The sequence below is a fragment of the Sorangiineae bacterium MSr11367 genome (assembly GCA_037157805.1).
Lineage (GTDB): Bacteria > Myxococcota_A > Polyangia > Polyangiales > Polyangiaceae > Pendulispora > Pendulispora rubella.
This window is the reverse complement of the sequence record CP089983.1, coordinates 1926496-1942205: the sequence shown is the minus strand read 5'-3', so window position 1 is coordinate 1942205 and position 15710 is coordinate 1926496. Positions and strand designations below refer to the sequence as shown.

The window sequence follows — 15710 nt, the reverse complement described above, 5'->3', positions numbered from 1 at the left end:
TCAGTTAATCATTACGTTACCTTTGATTGGGGTACACGTACCTGGTGCGGCAATATGCCAGGTACGTGGTGGAGCAGTCTGGCCTCTTGGCTCGTCCGTCTCCCAGCAGCCAAAGGGTAGCGGAGTGTTGTGATCAGGGCCCTGATTCCACGTATTACCGCGCACAGTGATGGGATTCACGCCTTGGGCGGGGCGCAGATTGCTGATTACATCACAGTTATCGCATCGCGTGAACCGATTGCCACCTGGACTCTCTGGCGTTCCAAGGTCGAGATCAGCCGTCGAGTCAATGGCAATTATGTCGCCTTGATGATAACCAAATGACGAGTCACGAATCGTCGTCTTCCCGGGAGTACGGAGATAGATCGAGTTCGGCGAATTCGCAGCAAAGGTCCCTCTTGTGATGAGTAGTGGTCCCATCAGCTCGGCGTCCATCGTTATTCCAGCACATTGATTGTCGTGAATATTGACGTTCGTAAGTATGGCCGGGCCCTTCACGATAATGCCTCCGTCGATCCTGCTCATGCTTCCAGGACAATTATGATCGACTTCCGTTTCAGTCACGATGAGAGTCGCGTCTGAAACCTGCGCGTCAATGCCAGAGCGATTGCCATGGATGCGACTCTTGCTTACCGTAATCGTCCCCTCGGAGCCCAGGACATCAACAGCTATGATCGCGCCGGAAATGTCTACCGAATCCAGTACGATATTCGGGGGGGCGATAGCCTGGAAACTTCCGACGCTGATCCCCAAACCGACCCCCTCTACAGCAACCCTAACATTCTTGATCGTGACAATGCCGGTCTCCGCGCTGATCCCCGCATACCCGATGATCCCCAGGGATTCAATGCGGCCGTTTCCCGCCAGCACGAAACCTCCTGCGTTTGAGCTGTCGTCCCACTGGAGCAATGTGCCCTCCCTGCTTTCGCCTTGAACTGTAACGTCCACAGGGACTTTGGTTGCGACCTTGCCGATCTCTCCGTGCTTGACGTCGTAGGTCCCATCCTTGAGAAACACCGTATCGCCGGCCTGGGCAAACGTGATGGCCTTGGCCATGGATCGCAGGGGCTCCACATCCGTCCCTGCCGTCGCCGAGCCCCGCTCGAGAGAGTCGCTGCCGCTGGGGGAGGCCGTGACACGCGAAATGACGAAGACGGGGTCCGACGCCGCCGAGCCGGACGGGGTGACAATATTCACGGCTTGCGGCCCGAAAGGTGCCCCATGGACAACCTTCACCTTGAACGAGAGCGCTCTTGGTGTTTGCTCGGTAATGTCACCTTTCAAGGTATTCGCACCATTGCCGATCTTCACTTCGGTAACCTCGTCCAAGCGCTCGCCGGTTAGGTGCACCACCGTGATGCCGTTGGTCGGGTCGCCGCCAAAGCCTTGGCGTACCGTCCGCGACGGATTGCCCTCCACCACCACGCCGTCAATCTTCGGCAGATTGGGCGTGGAAGGAACATCGGGCCGCACGTCATCGCCGACTTCACTGCCGCCGTCATCCAGGCCGCACTCGTAGCCACGGCAAGGTTCGAAAAAGGTCGGGGGGCATCCTGCCAGCACGAGACAGACGACGGCGGAAGCCCCAAATCCAATCAGCGAAGAAGCGGTGACGGCACGCATGGGATTGCCCTCATGGGCGAGAGCTACCGTAGCACATTAGAAACTCCCTCGAAAATGTAGCCCCGCCGTCCCCGGTGAAACAAGGGGCGAGATGGTCGCGTCGCGACTCGCGGGGCTCTTCTTCGGTGCGAAATACCAAATGAGGCCGCCGGCTACTACTGCAGCGCCAGCCGTGCCGTATGCGATCCAAGCGACGGTGGAAGCGCGACTCCCAGAATCCCGAAGGTCCTCGATGCGAGCGCATTCCGGGCTATTGGGATTGGCGCATGCTTTTGGCGACTGATCGATTTCGTCCCGGTTCGATTTCGCGCTCAGTGAGAACGCGATCCCAGTTCCCAGCGCGGCTACGGCGACGCTGCCCATAATCCATGTTCCCAATGGCGGTGACGCGACCCCGCGCGATCGCTCATGAATCGGTGCAGGAACCGGCTTTGCCTGCGGCGGAGAAACGGGAGCGATCGGCGCCGGAGTCTCCACCGGCTCGTCCTGGCGCGGCACCTCGAATGCCACGAGGGTCGGATCGCCCGGAGCGACGTCCACCTCGCGACGCTGTACTTCATCCCCTATCGTCGCTTCGATGACGTGTTTTCCGGGAGCGACATCGACGCCGACGGTGCGCTGCTCGCTCGTCAACACGAGGCCGTCCACCCGCACCGCCACATTTTGGGGTGCGACGATGCTCAAATGGCCAACGAGCGACGAGAGCTCGGTGAGTAGACGCTGCGCTCGGTCATTCTTTTTCGGGTCGGCCGCGGGATCGGCCAAGTACGCGCGCAGATGCTTCATCGCATCGAGCGGGTGATTCGAATCGGCCTCGGCCACCAAAAGGTTCCACAGGGCCTTGGGCGATGGAACGAGCGCGTACGCCTGCAGGAACTCGACCCTCGCCGTTTCGGCGTCGGCGCGGCGCACGGCCTCGAAGGCTCGCTTGGTGTGGTCCGCAGCATCTTTCTGGGCGCGCGTCGGAGGCTCCGCGCCTGCAGCGAGCGAGCCGAGCAAGCTCACCGCGACCACGGCGCATGCGAGGGGGGAGCGAAACGGCTTCATTCCTCGTACAAGTCTCCGTAGCGCAGGCTCGACGCCGATGCTGCCGGCGCGGGCCGGTGCTTCTTGGTTCTAGTTCGAGCCGAAGATACACCGGCGTCGTCCGGCTCCGCCGACGGTGCACCGGTCGGCACGGGTGCCAACTCCGACGACGGCGACGGTGGCGGCGCCGAAAGCGACACCGCGACACTCGGCGCAGGTGCACCGGCGTCCTCCCGGTGTTGCTGCCGCTGCAGGAACGAGGTTCCCGCGACCATCGCCACGACGGCGACGGCGACCGCGAGCGCCGTCCGCACGAAGCGGGACGGCTTCGTCCGCGTCGACGACGCCGTGGGCAACGACGTCGATGCGTGCGGCAAGGTTCCGAGCAGCGCACGCGCGCGCGCTTCGCGGATCGAATTGCGCGCGGGCTTCTCGGTCGCGGCAAGCTCGTGGAGCTCCCGGCTCTCGGGGCTCGACTCCTCCACGAATTCCGCGCGCATCCGCTTGGCGAGCGCCGCGAATGGTTCGCCCAGCGAAGCCTCCACCGCCTGCAAAAGGTGCTCGCGCATCTCGCCCGCGTCGCGAAATCGCGCCTTCGGCTCGAAGGCCAGCGCCTTGTCCACCACCTCGACCATCGCGCGCGGCAGCTCCTTGGCCAGCTCGGCGATGGATCGCGCCTGCTTCGTCGCAGCGGCCATCAGCTGCGCATGCGCATTGTCGGCGCTGTGCACGAATTCACCGGTCAGCAAGGCAAACATGGTGGCGCCGACGGCCCAGCAATCGCTATGCGAACCAATGGCCTCGCGTTCGCCGCGGGCCTGCTCGGGCGGCATGAACCCAGGGGTCCCGAAGGCGCGACCCGTTGCCGTAACGCTGACATCGAGCTCGATGGCGCGCGCGATCCCGAAATCGAGCACGTGCACCTCGCCCTCCGTCGTCAAAAACAGATTGTCCGGCTTGATGTCGCGGTGGACGATACCTCGCGCGTGCGCGCTGGCCAGCACGTCGAGGGCATCGGCCATGAACACCGCGACCTCGGCCAAGGGCAAGCACCGCTTGGCGCGCTCCCAGCGTTTGCGCAGGGTTTCGCCCTCGAGCAGCGGCATGACGAGGAAGGGACAGCCCGCCTCGTCCACGTCGTTGTCGAGCACCGGAATGGCCCCCGGATGCTCCACCTTGTTCGCGACGTAGGCCTCGCGCCGGAAAAGATGCTGCATGTCGGCATCCCCGACATGACGCTCGAGGAGGAACTTCATCGCCACGCGGTGGCCGTTGAGGTGCGTGGCCTCGTACACGGCAGCCATGCCCCCCACCCCGATCAGGCGCCGGATGCGGTACTTTTGGACCGCGGTGCCCACTCGGACCAACGCGCGCTCCGATTCCCACGCCTGCGACGCCATTTACGTCACCGCATCATGCGGCGAGCCCTTTGGCGCCGTCAACCGCACCTAAGCGCGCTCAGGCACGGGTGGGAGCAGGATACCCTGGGCCGCGAGGCGCTCGCGGATGACACCGGTCATGCGCTCCTCGATGGCCGTGCGATCGCGGAACACGGCCCATGCGTCGCCTTGCTCTTCCTCGGGCTGCGCGGGCTCGCCGGCGGCAACCAAGGCGTTCACCCATGCGATCCGCTGGTGCGGTGGCGGGTGGCTGTCGTAGGGCGACGCGGGGCGCATGAAGGCTTCTTCCAGGTCGTCGGCCAGATCCATCTCCGAGACTGCGGCCTCCAGGGCGTAGGTGTAGAAATTCGCAAGGGGAACCTGCTTCTCGAGCACCTCCTTCAGCGCAAGGTCCGCGTAAACCTCGAAGCGCATCGAGCGCTCGATCATGTGGCGCAGTCCGCGCTCGAACGACGCGGAGCCATAGATCACGGCGGCCCAGCGGTCGGCGAGAATCTCCTGCAGGCGCGATGCGCCGTGCGAGATGCGCAAGAAGACGGAGTGGAAGCTGCGAACGAACCACCATGCGGGATTCACCGCTCTCGCCGCCCCGCCTTGCGCCAAGGCCGTGCCCATCGCGATCAACGAGCGCTGCATCGCCAAGGCAAAGCCGCCACCGGCCGTATCCTCATTTTTGAAGTGCCCATACTCGTGCGCAAGGGCTGCCTTGAAGGCGCGAAGGGGCATTCCTTCGAGCAACCCTGCGCCCAAAACAAGGCACCGCTCGGTCTTGCCTCCAAACCAACGGCCACCACGCTCGGTCACCGCCAAGTCGGTCCCGGTGGTCAGAAATAGGCGATCGACCATGCGTGTGCCCATCTTGTCGGCGACCTCTCGCAACAGTGCCCGCAACTTGGGCTCGCTCGCCAGATCGAGCGGCTCGCCAGGATCTTCGGGGTTGCGCGACGCCACCAAAGCCCACAATCCCTTCAGCACCGCAGCGAAGCTCACGAGGGCAATCGCCCCAATGATGATCGGAAAGTATCCAAACCCCAAGGCTGCATAGCAAAGCCCGCCGGCCATCACGAAGACGCCCACGAGCACGATGGGGAGCGAAACATAGAAGTACAAGCATGTAAGCCAAATCACTGCGCGATAGATGCGCCGGAGCCCGGAAGGCGCCTGGCCAGACCTATTCTCTGCGGCACGCAATACCGATTGGCTCAGAAATGAACCGATGCCCAAGAGGAGCCCGAATCCCACGGTCCAAAAACCGAACACCCAGGCCATGAGCACGAGGTAATAGGCCAGGCCGGAGTGCTCGTGTTCGTCGAGCATGCGACGCAGCTTCTCGTATCGAGCTTCCGGAAGGCCAAGAGCCCTGGCCTTTTCCAACTGAGCGCGCGCCCCCTCCATGTCCCGGTGCATCGCGCGTACTCCTACGATGGTCACACGGACCTCCGGATCCTCTGGGGCGACCTTCTCGAGCTGCCCGACGTAATACTCGACCTGCGCATCGTTCTCGGCGACGGTCTGCACTTCGAGCATGACCGCAATCGCGTCGGTATCGTCGGGGCGCCCCTTCAATCCGCGCGCGGCATGGTCGACGGCGCTGTCGATATCGCCCTTGGTGAGCGGGCCCGATTCGACGATGGCCCGTGCCAGCGCGGTGTGATTCTCCGGCGCATCGCGTAGATCCAGAGCGATACGGCAGTGGGCGAGCCCTGACGCGCGCTGCTCCGCCGCGAGTTCGACATCACAGAGTCGCCGGCGGGCGTGATCACTCTTGGGCGCCAGTTGCAGGTCGCGCTCGAACCCCGCGATGGCGGCGGTGAGCTCGTTCCGCTCGGCCGCCGCCATGGCCTCGGTGAACACGGGGACCGCGTCCGGATTTTCCGCCCGGAGATCGTTCAGCACCTTCTTCTCGAACGCCGCATCGCTCGCGGCACCGGCATGAGCGGGGGATACGACGCCCACGAGGGCCAACGTCAGTGCCGATGCCGCGACGGTCCACGACCCATGTCTGCGTTGCCCCTTCATGCGACTCCCCTCGCCTTTCCCAACCCCTATCGACCGCACAATCGCTACGGTTTCTTGCTTTCTTCGAACTGGACCGAGGTTCTCTCAATGAACGGCTCACGGTCCAGTCGCACCATGTAGCTTCCGCTCACGGCAGAATGCCCGCCGCGCGCGGATTCAGCGGTATTTCGCTAAGAACCGCGCGAACACACACCGAGGCACTCGTCCGCAAACGTGCGCATTTCGGGTGGCACGGAGCGTGTACTAGGGGCAAACGCAGCACCCCCCAAACAACGACGACAACCAGGAGAATTCCTATGAACAAAGACATCATGAAGCTCGTGAAGGATGAAAAAGGCGCGACCGCCATCGAATACGGTCTGCTCCTCGTTGCCATCCTCCTCATCGTTGCCGGCGCGTACAAGAAGCTCGGCAAGGCCGTCAAGGGCGCCGCGAACGACGCCAAGGGCGAGTTCTGATCGTCTACTGAATCTCGCCGGTGAGATACCGGCGTTCCCTTGCATCTAGGGCCGGAGGTAAGACCTCTGGCCCTTTTTGCATTTTTTGCATTTTTGCAGCTCATGGTCCGCACCTTGCTGATTCACACGTAGGCGATGGTTCACGTGACCGTCGTTTCGTATTCGAAGTAGCGAATACGCGATTGGGCCGCTGCGATCCGACTTACTTCGGTGCCGACCGAGAACCAAGCGATCCCCGTAGGTGGATCGTCGCTTAAACAATCCGCGATCCAACGGCCCCCAATCCTTATCGAATTTCACGCTGATTTCGAGTGTGTGAGAGGAGGCGATAGGATGAATACGTACGGCAAGGTGGCTTTTGCAACGATGCTTTGGGCACTGCTCGCAGGGTGTGCCGCCAACGATGGCAACACCGATATGGAGGAGGAGAGCCAAGCGAACGAAGGTGAGAATCAAGCCCCCCTCGCGGTCGCGGCCGCTCTAAAGAAAACCCTCTATTACGAAGGCGCATGCTGGTGGCTCAAATGCGCCAATGGCAACGATGCGAAAGGCGCGTGTGGATATGGCTGCTCCGACTCCAAAGCGCGTTTCGCACGCGACTATGAGTCACGGGCGAGCTGCGGAAAAGTGGTCAAAGTCACCGCTAACGGCAAAAGCGTGAATGCCAAAGTGTGGGATCAATCGTGCTGCGGTCGGATGGAGGGAACCGACAAAATGCTCGATGCATTGGCCATTCCTCACGGCGACGGCACCTGCAGGGGCAAAGGCGATTTCACCTACGGCCACGGTCAAGACTCCGCCAAATTCTACTTCTGAGGCAATAGCCCATGCTCGTCGCGCGATCTTGGTCCTCCGTAGCGAGGCTGCTCTTCGGCTGTTTCATCACTTGCACACTCGTCAATGCGAGCTGCAAAGCCAGGGCGCCGAGCCCCGCGGCAGGCGCGGTCGCGTCGGGTGAGCCACGCACCTGGGTTCCGCTCGACGAAACACCACTGCGTGGGCCCGCCACGGCGGCACTCACGTTGGTGGTGTTTTGCGACTACGAGTCCCCGTACTGCACCCGTGCTTTCGAGCATCTGCGTGGATTGCGGCGTGAGTACGGGGACGCACTTCGAATTCAATATCGGCACAACCCACTACCCATTTACGAGAATTCGCAATCGGCGGCCGAAGCCGTGGCGGCGGCGGCCGAACAGGGGAAGTTCTGGGCGTACCACGATCGCCTCACCGAGCATCGAAGCGCCCTGGACCGTGCATCGCTCGAGCGGTACGCCACAGAGCTCGGACTTGATATGGGCCGCTTTCGAGAGGCCATCGAGTCCGAACGGGCCCGGAAGAAGGTGGACGGCGACTCCATCTTGGCCGCGCAACTCGACGTGCGCGGCGCGCCGGTATTCTTCGTGAATGGCCGCGCCATTCGTGGACTTCGAGACGATGCGACCTACAAGCGCATCTTCGACGAGGAACGGGCCGCCGCCGATGCGCTGCTGAAAGCAGGTACGGAGCCGGCGGCGCTTTATCGCCGAATCGCGCGCGACGGAAAGGTCGAACGTGCGCCGGCTCCGGCGGTGCACGACCCGCCGCCGCCGGCGGATCCGAACGCCGTCTACAAGGTCGAGGTGGGGAGCTCGCCGACGAAAGGTTCGGCAAACGCGAAGGTCACCATCGTATTATGGTCGGACTTCGAGTGCGCGCGGTGTGGGGCATTCGAAAAGGAGCTCGACGCAGCGCTGGCACCGTACAAGCGCGACGTTCGTATGGTGTGGAAGTTCCGGCCGATTCCGGATCATCCGGCAGCGATGTTGGCCTCCGAGGCGGCGCTGGCCGCCGGCAAGGAGGGGAAGTTCTGGGAAATGCACGATTTGCTCTTTACGGGGCCGGTGGACGGGCGCGATCGCCTCGAGGGGTATGCGAAGAAGCTGAACCTCGACATGGCACAGTTTCGGGAGGCCATGGACGAGCGCCCGTATTCCAACTTGGTGGCGAACGACCTCACCCTCTCGGAAGCCTTGGTGATTCGAAATTTGCCGACGCTTTTCATCAATGGCAAACGCCTTGCCGATGCGACGGTGGATGCGGTTCGCTCGCGCGTGAAGGAGGAGGTCAAGGGAGCCGCCCGCCGCTACGAGGACATCATCGCAGAGGGTCGGAGTGGGCCCGGGTTACGCATGGAGGAGCGCCCACCGCTCCCCAAAGGGGATTACCCGGTGGAGGTGGGTACGTCGCCCTTACGCGGGCCACGCGATGCGCCGGTGACGATCGTCACGTTTTCCGATTTTCAATGCCCCTATTGTGCAAAACTGGAAAAGACGCTCGACCAGGTGCGGGCGCATTATGGCGACAAGGTTCGCATCGTGTGGAAGGACGCGCCGGGGACGGATATCCATCCGGACGCGATGGGGGCGCACGTTGCCGCGAGGGCGGCCGCCGAGCAGGGGCGTTTTTGGGAGATGCACGATGCCATCTTCAGCACGCCTTACGTGCTAGGCCCTGCCATGCTGGAGCGGCATGCCGAGCGACTCGGGCTGGAGATGGATCGATTCCGCCGCGATCGGGACAGCGGGACGTTCGAGGCGGCGATTCGCGAGGAGACGGAATACGGCGTGAGCCTGGCGGGGCCGAGCGGCACGCCGACGGTGTTCGTGAATGGGCGGTTGATGCCGGGGGCGTTTCCGTTCGAGACGTTTCGGCAGGTCATCGACGAGGCGTTGCGATGAGCGAACGTCGACCGCGCTTCCTCGGGTTGCTCGCGCTGCTCGTGCCAGTGATTGCGCTCGACGTGTGGCTTCATGTTGGCGAGAAACCCGACGTCCCCGCTGCTCCGCAGAAGGAAGCCGTGAAGGAGGAGCCTCCACAGGCCGCGCCTCCGGAGGCGGTCGCGATCGCGATCCCTCCGCCGGGTCCTCCGTCCGCACTGGCGCCGGTGCCCGTGCAAGCGCAGCACGCCCCGCCGCCCGTGGTGCTCGAGGAGCGCGGCGCGAATGGCGACGAGCCACCCGTCGTCACCTTGGCACAAGTGGGCGACATCGCGCTGGGCGTGCGGCAAGATCCGCAACTCCTGGAGATACGTGACGAGGCAAAGTTGAAACAGGTCTTGGAGCGCGTGGGCCATGCGCTCCAGGAACGCGTGCGGCAGCATCCCGAGGAAGGCAGCACGGAGCTCGTGGAGCGGCTGGCCGATTACCGCGAGGAGCTCGATCGCACCATGAGCGGCGACGTCCAGATCCGCGGCCCGGGCTGGACCATCGAAACCGAAACAGGCCCGGCCCTCCCGCAGGAGAAATGGTGGACCCCCAAACCGTAAACCTACGTCGATTGTGTACGAAGATAGGCCACGGCGGCGCTTTTGACGGCACGGGTGAGTGTTTGCAGCATGGGGGACTGCAAGCGCCAATATTGCCAATACAGCGGTACATCGAGGTGGTGCGACGGAGCGATACGCTTCCATCGCCCCGCCTGGATTTCCGTGTTGGCTTGGTGCTCGGGTGCCATGCCCCAACCAAGTCCGAGCCGCATCGCCTCGGTGAAGGCAATCACCGATGGGATGCAATGCGCGGGCGGATCGATGCGCCGTTTGGAGACGCTTCGCATGAAACGGTGCTGCAACTGGTCTTTGCGATTGAATACGACGACCGGTGTCGTTTCGAAGTCGAAGCTTCTGGCCAGTGCGGGTGCAGCCACCGCGAAGTACCGCATGTAGCCCAGGCGCTCGACCCGGCATCCTTGCACCGCAGTGTTTTGCGCGGTCACCGCGGCCATCGCCGAGCCGTCACGCAGCAGGTCGGCCGAATGGTCCTGATCGGCTTCCCGAATGTCGAACAAATACGGCAAACCTTTTAACGCGGGAAGGAACCACGTCGCCAGCGAATCCGAATTCACCACGATGGTGGCGCTCATCGCGGCCGCCGTGTGCTCCATGGCTTCCTGTTCGAGCAGGGCAATCTGACCGGCCAGGCGCAGCAAGGGTTTGCCGGCCTCGGTGGCCCGGCAAGGCTTGGCCCTCTTGACGAGAATCTGACCCGCCGTTTCTTCCAGCGCTTTGATCCGTTGACTGACCGCACTCGGCGTGATGCGCAGTGCACGTGCCGCCGCATCGAAGCTGCCTTCGTGGATCACCGCGGCAAAGGTCGCCAGTTGGTCCGAGTCGAATCTCATGTGAAGCAATTCTAATGGTACGTAAGAAACATTAGTTGGACTGTTTTCGTGGGCCTTCCTAGGTTGGTCCCCATGATCGCTTCGGCCGTCGCCGGTTTCAGTTCATCGTTCGGGCTCATCGTGGCCATTGGCGCCCAGAATGCGTTCGTCCTCAAGCAAGGGCTACGGCGAGAACACGTGCTGCCCATCGTCATGGTCTGCGCGTTCTCCGACGCCTTGCTGATCGCGGCGGGCATCGCCGGACTTGGTGCCCTGGTGCAGGCACACCCCGATGTGGTCACCGGAATCCGATGGGTAGGCGCGGCATTCCTCGGCGGATACGCATTCTTGGCGGCCAAGCGCGCCTGGCGCCCGGGCACCCTCACCGCGACGCAGGCTGGCCCTTCCCGTCTTGGCGCCACGTTGCTGACGTGTCTCGCGTTCACCTACCTCAATCCGCATGTGTACATCGACACCGTGCTGTTGCTCGGGGCCATCGCGAACCAGCAGACGCATCGATGGGTTTTCGGCGCCGGCGCAGCCACGGCCAGCGTGGTTTGGTTCACGATGCTCGGTCTGGGCGCTCACAAACTCGCCCCTGTCCTCGCACGCCCCGTGGCCTGGCGCGTGATCGACGCCGCCATCGCGACGATGATGTTGGGGATCGCCGTCGCCCTGGTGCGCGCCTAGGCCAGCCCTTATTGCGGCTCCTGCCCATCCCCGCAGCTCTCATCTGCGCTCGAGCGCGCGATGAGATGCCCCACCTCGGCGAGGCGCCCTTCTCCGTGGATCACTTCCGCCGGTGTCGTCGCCGTGAAGGTGCGAATGAACCAGGTCTCGAGCTGTATGGTATTGCTGCAGCCGCGAATCTGCCTGCGCACGTGGACAGGAATCGAAAAGCCACGCAATTCGAGTGCGAGAATGATGTCATGCTGCCTGGCCTCGATCCAGCCGCGTGCCCATCCATCTTGCCAAATCATCTTCGTCCTCCATTCGTGATGCGCACGGAACTGTCCCTTGGTCGGCCTACTGGTTGGCAAGCTCGCAAAGGGGTTTCGGCACGGCACGAAGCACTGACACTCCGGCGTCCGCGGCATCCCACGGCCGCCGCGATTTATTTTCTTTTTATAGCTGGGCTCGCGTCGTTCATCTCGTGGACAACCAGCCATCGATACGCGCCGTAAGCTCGGGATCGCGCGACGAGGCCACCGCGCGGGCGGCGTGTGCGAGATCTCCGGCCCGCTCTTGCGCCGCCGCGGGAAGGGCCCGAGCAAGGGTAAACTGGGCGAGGGCCGTGTCCAAAGGATCGAATTGAGATCCCTCGCGTGCCGCAAGAGCGGCTTCGGCCAAGGGGATGGCTTCGGGGGCACGCCCCAAGGCCATCAAGGCTTCGGCGTGCACCCGAAGCGGTTCGGCGCTCCGGTACGAAACGCCATAGACCGCGTTGGCGATCGTGGCGGCTTCCTCCGCCACCTCGGCGGCCTCGGAAAAGTGCCCGGTCTTCAAGTGGGCCTGGGCCAACAAGTTCAGCGGCAAGATCCGCCTCCACGCGTCGCCACTTCCGAGGCGTGCGAGAACGAATCTCGCGTCCGCCATCGACTCGGTGGTCTTTCCTTCGCGAAGGTGAAGCCATCCCTCCAAAGAGCGCGCGCGCGTTTCGTCCGACGCACCCGTGCCCCACTGGCGAGCCACCGCGAGCTCCGCCCTCGCCTCGTCGAACCGGCCGAGCATGATGAACGAATCGGCCAGATTGCGATGCGACATGGCGAGGTGGTTCGGATGGCCCGGGATCTGCGCGAACATCACGAGCGCGCGCTGTTGGATGGCGACGGAGCGCTCCTCGTCGCCCAGATCGCCATGGAGGGCGGCCAGGTGAACGAGGCACCGCGCGAAGACGGGATGCGGGGACCCAAACTCCTTCTCGACGATCGCGCACGCCTTTTCTTGCGGTTCCAAGGCATCGCGGTTCCTACCTTTTCCCGAGAGCACGCTGGCAAGCCCGTCGAGCGCTTCGCCATAGCGATGGTGCGAACGCCCCAGGCGAAGCTCCACGAGCGCGAGCTCCTCTTTCGAGACCGCAATCGCCTCGTCGTACCGCTTTTGGGCGAGCAGGAGCTGGCGTGTCCACGTCAGGCGCTCGGCATCGAGCTCGAAGGCCGAAGGCATCGATTCCAGCGCAGCCTTCGCGTACTGCGCGTAGCGATACCCGTCGTCGTAGCGACGGCCTTCGTAGCCGACGAACTGAACGAGGGCGACCCACGCGCGAATGGCCACCAGCGGTGCGCGACCTGCACTCGCGGATGACGCGGCATGCTCGAGCGCCTGGGCGGATTCCTCGACGTGCCCCAAGCGACCGTGGGCCGCGCCGAGGTGGAAATAGGCTTCGGCCACGAGGGGGAGATACTCCGTCGCGTTGGCCACCTTCCACGCGTCCTCGGACAAGGACAGGGCTTCCTCGTATCGCCCCGCCGTGAGCGTCGTCGAGGCTTGTGCGATCTTCGCCTTCGCCTGATCGACCGAGGCCGCCTTTTCCTTGGGAGGGGGCGGCACCATTTCGGAAGCCTTCACCGCATCTTTGCACGCCCCCACGGGCGGCAGGAGGCGGAGCATGGCGGGTACCTCCTCCAGCATGGGCGCGTCGGCACGTTCGAGCTTGCCCGCGAGGGCGCGAAAGGTCTCGAGCCCCTCGGAGGCGCAGGCCATCCTCTGCTCCACCAAGGCCGGAGCCTCGCTCGCAGCTGCCTCGCACATCTGGTGGGTGACGTCTCGATACGAGTTCGCATAGCGCTCGAGTGCGTCGTGCGTCTTGCGCCAGGCCCCCTCCCAGAGAGCGCTGTTGGTCGCGCGGAACGCCTGCTCGATGCGGGCCTGAACTTCGGGGCTCCACGTCGCCGCCACCAGGGCGTCACCGCGTTCGCAGAGCTCCGGTGCCTTTCCATGCTTGCCGAGTCGAAAGGCGAATGCCATGAGCCCCAAAGCCAAAATTCCGCCGAACGCCAACGCGAATCTTCGAGGCCGTGCCTGCAATCGATGCTGCGCGATGCGGATGGCCGCGATGAGGGCGGCCATCGAGGGGAAGCGGCTGTCCGCATCGGGTTCGGTCCCCCGCGCGAGCATGGGCGACAACCAACGGGGAATCGTGCCGGTGGCTTGGTGCAGCGTCTCGCCGAGTGCGACGCAGAAGCTGTATTGATCGGAGCGCGCGTCGACCCTTTTTCCAGCGCGCTGTTCGGGGGCCATGTACGCGGGCGACCCCGCCACCGGGTGGGCTTCCGAAAGAGAGGATACGGCCAAACCGAAATCGCCAAGCATGACCCTACCGCGGGTCGAAACGAAAACATTGTCGGGCTTGAAATCCCGATGAACCAACCCCGCGTCGTGCGCCGCACGAAGCCCCTCCGCGGCCTGGAGAAAGACACTCAAGACGTCGTCTTCCGAGCGCGACTCGGCGCCCCCCCAGCAGCGCAAGGAGCTACCCTCGACGTACTCCATCGCAATGAATGCGCATTCGGCCGAACGGCCAAACTCGTAAATGGTGACGACGTTGGGGTGCGCGAGCTTGGCCATGGCCTCCGCCTCGGCGAGCAGGCGCACTTGCGCAACACCCGGATCGGCTCGCAACACCTTCAGGGCGACGACCCGATGGATCTCGGGATCGACGGCCTCGTACACGACCCCCATTCCGCCTCTTCCGAGGACCCGTCGCAGGATGTATCGGCCTACTTTCCCGCTGGAGCCGGACGCCTCTAGAGCTACCGGTTGGACCGCAGCCACCACGGCACGGCAGTCCGGGCAACCGTCGAGATGGTTCGATAGTGCCGCAATGTCCGCCAGCGAGAGCTCGCCATCCACGAACGCTTGCAATCTTGATTCGGAAGGACAGAGCAATTCGACACAAGTATACTTTCAAGTGGATGACTGGGGAGGAGCTCGCCCGAGGATTCGTGGATAACGTCACTGGCGACTTCACGATTGGTCGGGATGCGACCGAACTCCCGGTGAAGCTTGCAGCCCTGCTCGACGAGGGGCGACGTACGTGGCCGAAGGTAACGCTCGCCCCCGATATCTTCGTTGCTCATTTGGCGCGTCACGCGGCAACTTCGGATTGCCCGATTGCGTTTCTGGACACGGTTCGTGCGGCGGACCTCTACCTTGCGTGCGGAGTGGGCCGGGGCGATCGGGCGGCCATCGCCTATTTCGAAGAGCATTTCATGGGGCACGTCCCCGAATACATTCTTCGCATCGAGACCGGGCGGGATGCCGTCGAGGAGATCCGGCAGCGGCTGCGTGAACGTCTTTATCTCGGTAGGCCGGATTCGACACCGGCTCCCAAAATCGCCGACTACTCTGGAAAGGGCGCACTGGGCGGGTGGCTGCGCGTGGTGGCAACGCGCGCCGCGCTGAACCATGTGCGCGAGAAGGCGCCCAAGTCGGGCCGGCTTCGCGACGAGCTCGCGGCTGGGAGCGATCCCGAGCTCGCCTACGTGCATGCGTGCGCGCAGGACCTTTTCTGCGATGCATTCAAGCGAGCCTTGATGGATCTCGCTTCGAACGAGCGCGCCATGCTTCGACTTCACTACATCGACGGGCTCACGATGGACCAGTTGTCGCACTTGTACAAAACGCCGCGCTCGACCATCGCGCGACGGGTGGCCGAGGTTCGCCGTCGCATCCTCGAGACGACGGAAAGGCTCCTTCGGGACGAGCGCCGGATGTCGCCGTCGGCGGCGGCCAGTGTGATCCGGCAGGCGCAAAGCCAGTTCGAAATCACGATGACGAAGATGCTGGCGTGACGCGAGCACGTCGGGCCGCTGGATCGTGGATGACCAGTCGATGAACGAGGCAACGTCCGGCCCTGGCCCTGTTCTTCGCCCCTGAACATACCCAATAATTACGAACACTTAGTCGCCGCACACCACGTTCTGCCTCCCTGCAAAACGCTGGCACGGAGCGTGTACTAGTGTCCTCCCGAAGCCGGCGACGCTCGGTGACAGACGAGAATCGCGCAGGCGCAACGTTTCGGTAAGGTCCAACAGAACGTCTCGTTGCA

General features: G+C 63.5%; 13 protein-coding genes. 6 read left to right on the top strand and 7 right to left on the bottom strand.

Translation table 11 applies throughout. The features are described 5' to 3' along the window. Genes LVJ94_07585 through LVJ94_07570 form a run of 4 tightly spaced genes read right to left on the bottom strand, consistent with a single transcriptional unit; the run spans nt 1 to nt 6068 of the window. Complete coding sequence (locus LVJ94_07585) at nt 1-1623, bottom strand: DUF1565 domain-containing protein (GenBank protein ID WXB07095.1); 1623 nt, start codon at nt 1621-1623, stop codon at nt 1-3. A gap of 36 nt (nt 1624-1659) precedes the next feature. Further along, nucleotides 1660-2670: a hypothetical protein gene (locus LVJ94_07580; GenBank protein ID WXB07094.1), complete on the bottom strand. Its 1011-nt coding sequence runs from the start codon at nt 2668-2670 to the stop codon at nt 1660-1662. Continuing rightward, on the bottom strand, nt 2667-4049 hold the full coding sequence (locus tag LVJ94_07575; protein ID WXB07093.1) for a serine/threonine protein kinase: 1383 nt from the start codon (nt 4047-4049) through the stop codon (nt 2667-2669). The genes LVJ94_07580 and LVJ94_07575 overlap by 4 nt, the downstream gene beginning before the upstream one ends. 48 nt (nt 4050-4097) lie before the next feature. Beyond that, nucleotides 4098-6068 (bottom strand): M48 family metallopeptidase, encoded by a 1971-nt coding sequence (locus tag LVJ94_07570; GenBank protein WXB07092.1) that lies wholly within the window; start codon nt 6066-6068, stop codon nt 4098-4100. A gap of 296 nt (nt 6069-6364) precedes the next feature. Between LVJ94_07570 and LVJ94_07565 the strand changes: the two genes are divergently transcribed. The 4 genes from LVJ94_07565 to LVJ94_07550 all read left to right on the top strand — a co-directional run bounded on the left by LVJ94_07565 (nt 6365) and on the right by LVJ94_07550 (nt 9830). Continuing rightward, the gene (locus tag LVJ94_07565; GenBank protein ID WXB07091.1) at nt 6365-6526 is read left to right on the top strand and encodes a Flp family type IVb pilin; all 162 of its coding nucleotides are present in this window, start codon (nt 6365-6367) and stop codon (nt 6524-6526) included. A 333-nt stretch (nt 6527-6859) separates the two neighbouring features. Then, complete coding sequence (locus tag LVJ94_07560; GenBank protein WXB07090.1) at nt 6860-7342, top strand: RlpA-like double-psi beta-barrel domain-containing protein; 483 nt, start codon at nt 6860-6862, stop codon at nt 7340-7342. Nucleotides 7343-7353: 11 nt separating this feature from the next. Beyond that, complete coding sequence (locus tag LVJ94_07555; protein ID WXB07089.1) at nt 7354-9243, top strand: thioredoxin domain-containing protein; 1890 nt, start codon at nt 7354-7356, stop codon at nt 9241-9243. Further along, complete coding sequence (locus LVJ94_07550) at nt 9240-9830, top strand: hypothetical protein (protein WXB07088.1); 591 nt, start codon at nt 9240-9242, stop codon at nt 9828-9830. Before LVJ94_07555 ends, LVJ94_07550 begins: the two co-directional genes overlap by 4 nt. Before the next feature lie 2 nt (nt 9831-9832). Here LVJ94_07550 and LVJ94_07545 read toward each other — a convergent pair whose 3' ends face one another. Further along, nucleotides 9833-10681 carry a LysR family transcriptional regulator ArgP gene (locus tag LVJ94_07545; GenBank protein WXB07087.1) on the bottom strand — a complete coding sequence of 283 codons (849 nt, stop codon included), beginning with the start codon at nt 10679-10681 and terminating at the stop codon, nt 9833-9835. A gap of 72 nt (nt 10682-10753) precedes the next feature. On the opposite strand from LVJ94_07545, the gene LVJ94_07540 reads away from it, so the two are divergent. Further along, nucleotides 10754-11350: a LysE/ArgO family amino acid transporter gene (locus tag LVJ94_07540; GenBank protein WXB07086.1), complete on the top strand. Its 597-nt coding sequence runs from the start codon at nt 10754-10756 to the stop codon at nt 11348-11350. Nucleotides 11351-11358: 8 nt separating this feature from the next. Here the strand turns inward: LVJ94_07540 and LVJ94_07535 are convergent, their stop codons facing one another. Beyond that, nucleotides 11359-11640, bottom strand: a complete 282-nt coding sequence (locus tag LVJ94_07535; GenBank protein WXB07085.1) for a hypothetical protein — start codon at nt 11638-11640, stop codon at nt 11359-11361. A 166-nt stretch (nt 11641-11806) separates the two neighbouring features. Continuing rightward, entirely contained in the window at nt 11807-14341 is a 2535-nt protein-coding gene (locus tag LVJ94_07530; protein ID WXB07084.1) for a serine/threonine-protein kinase, read from the bottom strand. A gap of 263 nt (nt 14342-14604) precedes the next feature. On the opposite strand from LVJ94_07530, the gene LVJ94_07525 reads away from it, so the two are divergent. Continuing rightward, the gene (locus LVJ94_07525; GenBank protein WXB07083.1) at nt 14605-15453 is read left to right on the top strand and encodes a hypothetical protein; all 849 of its coding nucleotides are present in this window, start codon (nt 14605-14607) and stop codon (nt 15451-15453) included. Nucleotides 15454-15710: the final 257 nt, after the last annotated feature.

Excerpts from the sequence above, each read along its gene's own strand:
- LVJ94_07585 (WXB07095.1), bottom strand. The coding sequence starts at position 1,623 with ATGCGTGCCGTCACCGCTTCTTCGCTGATTGGATTTGGGGCTTCCGCC.
- LVJ94_07580 (WXB07094.1), bottom strand. The coding sequence starts at position 2,670 with ATGAAGCCGTTTCGCTCCCCCCTCGCATGCGCCGTGGTCGCGGTGAGC.
- LVJ94_07575 (WXB07093.1), bottom strand. The coding sequence starts at position 4,049 with ATGGCGTCGCAGGCGTGGGAATCGGAGCGCGCGTTGGTCCGAGTGGGC.
- LVJ94_07570 (WXB07092.1), bottom strand. The coding sequence starts at position 6,068 with ATGAAGGGGCAACGCAGACATGGGTCGTGGACCGTCGCGGCATCGGCA.
- LVJ94_07565 (WXB07091.1), top strand. The coding sequence starts at position 6,365 with ATGAACAAAGACATCATGAAGCTCGTGAAGGATGAAAAAGGCGCGACC.
- LVJ94_07560 (WXB07090.1), top strand. The coding sequence starts at position 6,860 with ATGAATACGTACGGCAAGGTGGCTTTTGCAACGATGCTTTGGGCACTG.
- LVJ94_07555 (WXB07089.1), top strand. The coding sequence starts at position 7,354 with ATGCTCGTCGCGCGATCTTGGTCCTCCGTAGCGAGGCTGCTCTTCGGC.
- LVJ94_07550 (WXB07088.1), top strand. The coding sequence starts at position 9,240 with ATGAGCGAACGTCGACCGCGCTTCCTCGGGTTGCTCGCGCTGCTCGTG.
- LVJ94_07545 (WXB07087.1), bottom strand. The coding sequence starts at position 10,681 with ATGAGATTCGACTCGGACCAACTGGCGACCTTTGCCGCGGTGATCCAC.
- LVJ94_07540 (WXB07086.1), top strand. The coding sequence starts at position 10,754 with ATGATCGCTTCGGCCGTCGCCGGTTTCAGTTCATCGTTCGGGCTCATC.
- LVJ94_07535 (WXB07085.1), bottom strand. The coding sequence starts at position 11,640 with ATGATTTGGCAAGATGGATGGGCACGCGGCTGGATCGAGGCCAGGCAG.
- LVJ94_07530 (WXB07084.1), bottom strand. The coding sequence starts at position 14,341 with ATGGGGGTCGTGTACGAGGCCGTCGATCCCGAGATCCATCGGGTCGTC.